This window comes from Sphingomonas sp. (assembly GCF_019749955.1).
Classification (GTDB): domain Bacteria; phylum Pseudomonadota; class Alphaproteobacteria; order Sphingomonadales; family Sphingomonadaceae; genus Sphingomonas.
The window spans coordinates 1-3,894 of record NZ_JAIEPC010000105.1 but is presented as its reverse complement, the minus strand read 5'-3'; the positions used below and the strand labels follow the sequence as shown (position 1 = coordinate 3,894).

Annotated in this window: 6 protein-coding genes and 1 pseudogene; 5 read left to right on the top strand and 2 right to left on the bottom strand. The window is 63.8% G+C overall.

Going from position 1 to position 3,894, the window contains the following annotated elements:
* Both K2W81_RS15560 and K2W81_RS15555 read right to left on the bottom strand, forming a co-directional pair.
* A pseudogene (locus K2W81_RS15560) lies at window positions 1–215 on the bottom strand (phosphate-starvation-inducible E); the annotation flags it as partial.
* 213 nt (window positions 216–428) lie between these two features.
* Window positions 429–1,439 (bottom strand): D-glycerate dehydrogenase, encoded by a 1,011-nt coding sequence (locus tag K2W81_RS15555; protein ID WP_294106159.1) that lies wholly within the window; start codon window positions 1,437–1,439, stop codon window positions 429–431.
* A 97-nt stretch (window positions 1,440–1,536) separates the two neighbouring features.
* On the opposite strand from K2W81_RS15555, the gene K2W81_RS15550 reads away from it, so the two are divergent.
* The 5 genes from K2W81_RS15550 to K2W81_RS15530 all read left to right on the top strand — a co-directional run.
* Window positions 1,537–2,019 carry an SH3 domain-containing protein gene (locus tag K2W81_RS15550; RefSeq protein WP_294106156.1) on the top strand — a complete coding sequence of 161 codons (483 nt, stop codon included), beginning with the start codon at window positions 1,537–1,539 and terminating at the stop codon, window positions 2,017–2,019.
* Window positions 2,016–2,498 carry a GNAT family N-acetyltransferase gene (locus K2W81_RS15545; RefSeq protein WP_294106153.1) on the top strand — a complete coding sequence of 161 codons (483 nt, stop codon included), beginning with the start codon at window positions 2,016–2,018 and terminating at the stop codon, window positions 2,496–2,498. The genes K2W81_RS15550 and K2W81_RS15545 overlap by 4 nt, the downstream gene beginning before the upstream one ends.
* Window positions 2,499–2,609: 111 nt before the next feature.
* Window positions 2,610–2,984 (top strand): NADH-quinone oxidoreductase subunit A, encoded by a 375-nt coding sequence (gene ndhC / locus K2W81_RS15540; protein WP_066649147.1) that lies wholly within the window; start codon window positions 2,610–2,612, stop codon window positions 2,982–2,984.
* On the top strand, window positions 2,975–3,514 hold the full coding sequence (locus K2W81_RS15535; RefSeq protein WP_294106148.1) for an NADH-quinone oxidoreductase subunit B family protein: 540 nt from the start codon (window positions 2,975–2,977) through the stop codon (window positions 3,512–3,514). Before ndhC ends, K2W81_RS15535 begins: the two co-directional genes overlap by 10 nt.
* Window positions 3,515–3,610: 96 nt before the next feature.
* A partial coding sequence (locus tag K2W81_RS15530; protein WP_294106145.1) for an NADH-quinone oxidoreductase subunit C occupies window positions 3,611–3,894 on the top strand: 284 nt, incomplete at its 3' end.

Sequence of the window (3,894 nt, the reverse complement as noted above, 5' to 3'; positions counted from 1 at the left end):
CCGATCATGCTGATGACTTCGGTGTAGAGGAACATCTGGAGGATGTCGGCGAGCGTCACCGTCATCGTCGTCAGCACTGACGCGATTTCGCGCGCGACCGCACCGATCGTCAGCAACGCGATGATGATCAGCAGGCCGTGTTCGAGCAAATGAAAGCTGGTGACGGCGAAGCTGCTGATCGCCTTGTCGGTGGTCGTCTGCTCGTCCGGTTGCATGGGGCTCACCTCGATCATGTCCGCGCGTAGCCTAACCCAGATTGGCGCCGTGGCCTATGCGATGTTTGGGCTGGGCGCGCCCTGGAGCCCATCTTCCCCAACCCGTTAGTGTCGAGCGAAGTCGAGACACGGTGCTTGTCGCTAGTGGCCTGTTTCTCGACTGCGCTCGAAACGAACGGGTCGTTAGCTGGTCGAGGGGGGAGGTTGGGGAGGCTAGACCCACCCCTCCAGCACCTGGTCGGGCGGGCGGTGGCCGTCGGCCCAGGCGCGGATGTTGGTGATGACTTTTTCGCCTGAGGCCATGCGCCCTTCATAGGTCGCCGATCCCATATGCGGCGTCATCACCACGTTCGGCAGCGCGAGCAGGCGCGGGTCGATTTCGGGCTCGTGCCGCCACACGTCGAGGCCAGCCCCCGCCAGCCGCCCCGATTCGAGCGCGTCGATCAGCGCTTCTTCGTCCACAATCCCGCCGCGTGAGGTGTTGATGACATGGACATGGGCACGCAGCAGCGCGATCCGGTCGGCGCTGAGCAGATTTTCGCTCTCGGCATTGCGCGGGGTGTGCAGCGTCAGAATGTCGATATTGGCGAGCATTTCGTCGAGATTGGGGTGCCACTGCGCGCCCAATTCGGCCTCGACGACTTTCGGCAGCCGGTTGCGGTTGTGGTAATGGATCGTGAGGCCAAACGCGCGCGCACGCCTTGCTACTGCCTGGCCGATCCGCCCCATGCCAATGATGCCGAGCGCCTTGCCGCCGATGCGGTGGCCGAGCATCCCGCCCGGGCTCCAGCCCTTCCACTGGCCCGACCGCACGAGCTTTTCGCCTTCCGCGAGGCGACGCGGGACCGAGACGATCAGCGCCATCGTCATGTCGGCGGTGTCTTCGGTCAGCACGCCGGGAGTGTTGGTGACGATGATCCCGCGCCGGCGGCACGCTTTCAGGTCGATATGGTTCACGCCGGCGCCGAAATTGGCGATGAGTTTCAGCCGATCACCAGCCGCGTCGATCAGCGCGGCATCAATCTCATCAGTGACGGTCGGCACGAGCACGTCGCAGTGTTGGACCGCGTCGCAGAGCTGTTCGCGGCTGTACGGCGTGTCGTCGCGATTGAGCGTTACGTTGAACAATTGCTCCATCCGCGCCATGATTTCATCGGCGAGTTCGCGCGTCACCACCACCTTGGGATTGGGCACGCGGGGCAGGGGGCGTCTCATATCGGGCATGATCATGGCTTGGCGCGTCGTTTTGGCGGCGTCAACGGTGGTTGAAATGGGGCGGGGTCAACCGGTACAGCCATGACGACATTTTGGGGGAAAGATGATGCGACTGTTGACGGGCATGCTGATCCTCGCGCTCGCCGCGACGGGCCTTGCGGCAAGCGCCGACGCGCAGAAGCAGCGCGTGCCCTATTATGCGTCGATCGAGGCGTCGAAGGCCCGCATGCGCACCGGGCCGGGCCGCGAATTTCCGGCGAGCTGGCTCTATCAGCGCAGCGGCCTGCCGATCCGGGTGATTGCGGTCTACAAGGAATGGCGCAAGGTCGAAGACCCCGATGGGGCGAGCGGATGGATGCAGGCCAATCTGCTCAGCGATACCCGCACCGGCTATGTCATGGGCAGCGAGGCTGAACTGCTCGAAAAGCCGCAGTTCGGTGCCAAGCTGCTGTGGCGGGCGGCGCCCGGCGTGGTCGGGCGGATCAGCAAATGCGCGCGCGGCTGGTGCTGGATCGATGTGCGCGGGCGGGGCGGCTATGTCGAGGCGAACCGGCTGTGGGGCGTTGATCGCGACGAAGTGATTGGATGACCGCGTGGCGGATCGTCGAGGATGACGCAACTGGCCCGGAGATCACCGCACTGATCGCTTATCATGTGCGGACCGCGCATGAGACGACGCCGCCGCAACATGCCTTTGCGCTGGGGATCGAGGCACTCCGCGCGCCGGAGATCACGCTGTGGACGCTTTGGGAAGGCGATGCGCTGCTTGGCTGCGCGGCGCTCAAGGACTTGGGGCAGGGCGAGGGCGAGCTCAAATCAATGCGGACCGCGCCCGAGCATCTGCGCCGGGGCGTGGCGGCGCGCTTGCTTGAGCATGCGACCGGGGCGGCGCGCGCGCGCGGGTGGCACCGACTCAATCTCGAAACGGGCACGGGGTCGAGCTTTGCCCCGGCGTGGGAACTCTATCGGCGCGCGGGATTCAGCGACTGCGGACCCTATGCCGATTACGCCGAAAGCGACCATAATCGCTATATGACACTCGCGTTGGATGCTGAAAAAGCACCATAATTCAGCGCGACGTGCGTTTTCCTCGCAAGCGCACCATCGCGGCCTTGCCCCTCCACGGCCATCGTCCTAGAAGCGCCGCAATTCCTCCCTCTGGACATAAAGAGAGCCGTTTTGGTCGATCTGTCCCAGTATTTGCCGATCTTGCTTTTCCTGGGCGTGGCCCTGGTGTTGTCGTCCGCGTTCGTGTTCCTGCCGATGCTCGTCTCGCGGCTGACCGGCACGCACAACCCGACGCCCGAAAAGCTCACCGAATATGAGTGCGGCTTTCCCGCGTTCGAGGACAGCCGCAGCCAGTTTGACGTGCGTTTCTATCTGGTCGCGATCCTGTTCATCGTCTTCGATCTCGAAGCCGCGTTCCTCTATCCATGGGCGGTGTCGGTGTTCAAACTCGGCTGGGTGGCGTGGTTTTCGATGATGATCTTCATCTTCGAACTCGCGCTCGGTCTTGCTTATGCGTGGAAAAAGGGAGCCCTCGATTGGGAGTAGAACTCACTCAGGCGCCCCCGCCCGGCACTTTGCCGAACGTCGGTTTCCTCAACGACATCAACGCCGAACTTGGCGACAAGGGTTTCCTTGTCACCTCGACCGAGGAATTGTTCCAGTGGGCGCGCACCGGTTCGCTTTGGTGGATGACGTTCGGGCTCGCGTGCTGCGCGGTCGAAATGATCCATGTGAACATGCCGCGCTACGACCTTGAACGCTTCGGGGCGGCGCCGCGCGCGTCGCCGCGCCAGTCGGACGTGATGATCGTCGCGGGCACGCTCTGCAACAAAATGGCGCCCGCGTTGCGGCGGGTGTACGACCAGATGTCGGACCCGAAATACGTCATCTCGATGGGCAGCTGCGCCAATGGCGGCGGCTATTACCACTATAGCTACTCGGTGGTGCGCGGCTGCGACCGGATCGTGCCGGTCGACATCTACGTCCCCGGCTGCCCGCCGACCGCCGAGGCGCTGCTCTACGGCATCATGCAGCTCCAGCGGAAAATCCGGCGCGTCGGGAGCCTTGATCGGTGACGCAGTCTTTGATTCTTTCTTCTCTGCGTCCTCCGCGCCTCCGCGTGAGCAAAAATTTGGTTCACGCGGAGGCGCGGAGGCGCAGAGGAGCGGCCCATGCGTAGTCCTGCGCCCGCCTATGCCCCGAATGATGGGGTTATTGAATCTGCTGCCGCGGCGCTCGGCGACCTGATCGTCGACACGCTCGACGCGGTTGGCGAAGTCACGCTGACGATCGACCGGGCGCGGCTGGTCGAGGCGATGACCTTGCTGCGCGACACGCCGGGGCTCGCCTATCAACAGCTGATGGAAATCGCGGGTGTTGATTATCCCGAGCGGCCCGAGCGGTTCGATGTCTGCTATCATCTGCTCAGCCTGACCCGGAACCACCGCATCCGCGT

Excerpts from the sequence above, each read along its gene's own strand:
- K2W81_RS15555 (WP_294106159.1), bottom strand. The coding sequence starts at position 1,439 with ATGCCCGATATGAGACGCCCCCTGCCCCGCGTGCCCAATCCCAAGGTG.
- K2W81_RS15550 (WP_294106156.1), top strand. The coding sequence starts at position 1,537 with ATGCGACTGTTGACGGGCATGCTGATCCTCGCGCTCGCCGCGACGGGC.
- K2W81_RS15545 (WP_294106153.1), top strand. The coding sequence starts at position 2,016 with ATGACCGCGTGGCGGATCGTCGAGGATGACGCAACTGGCCCGGAGATC.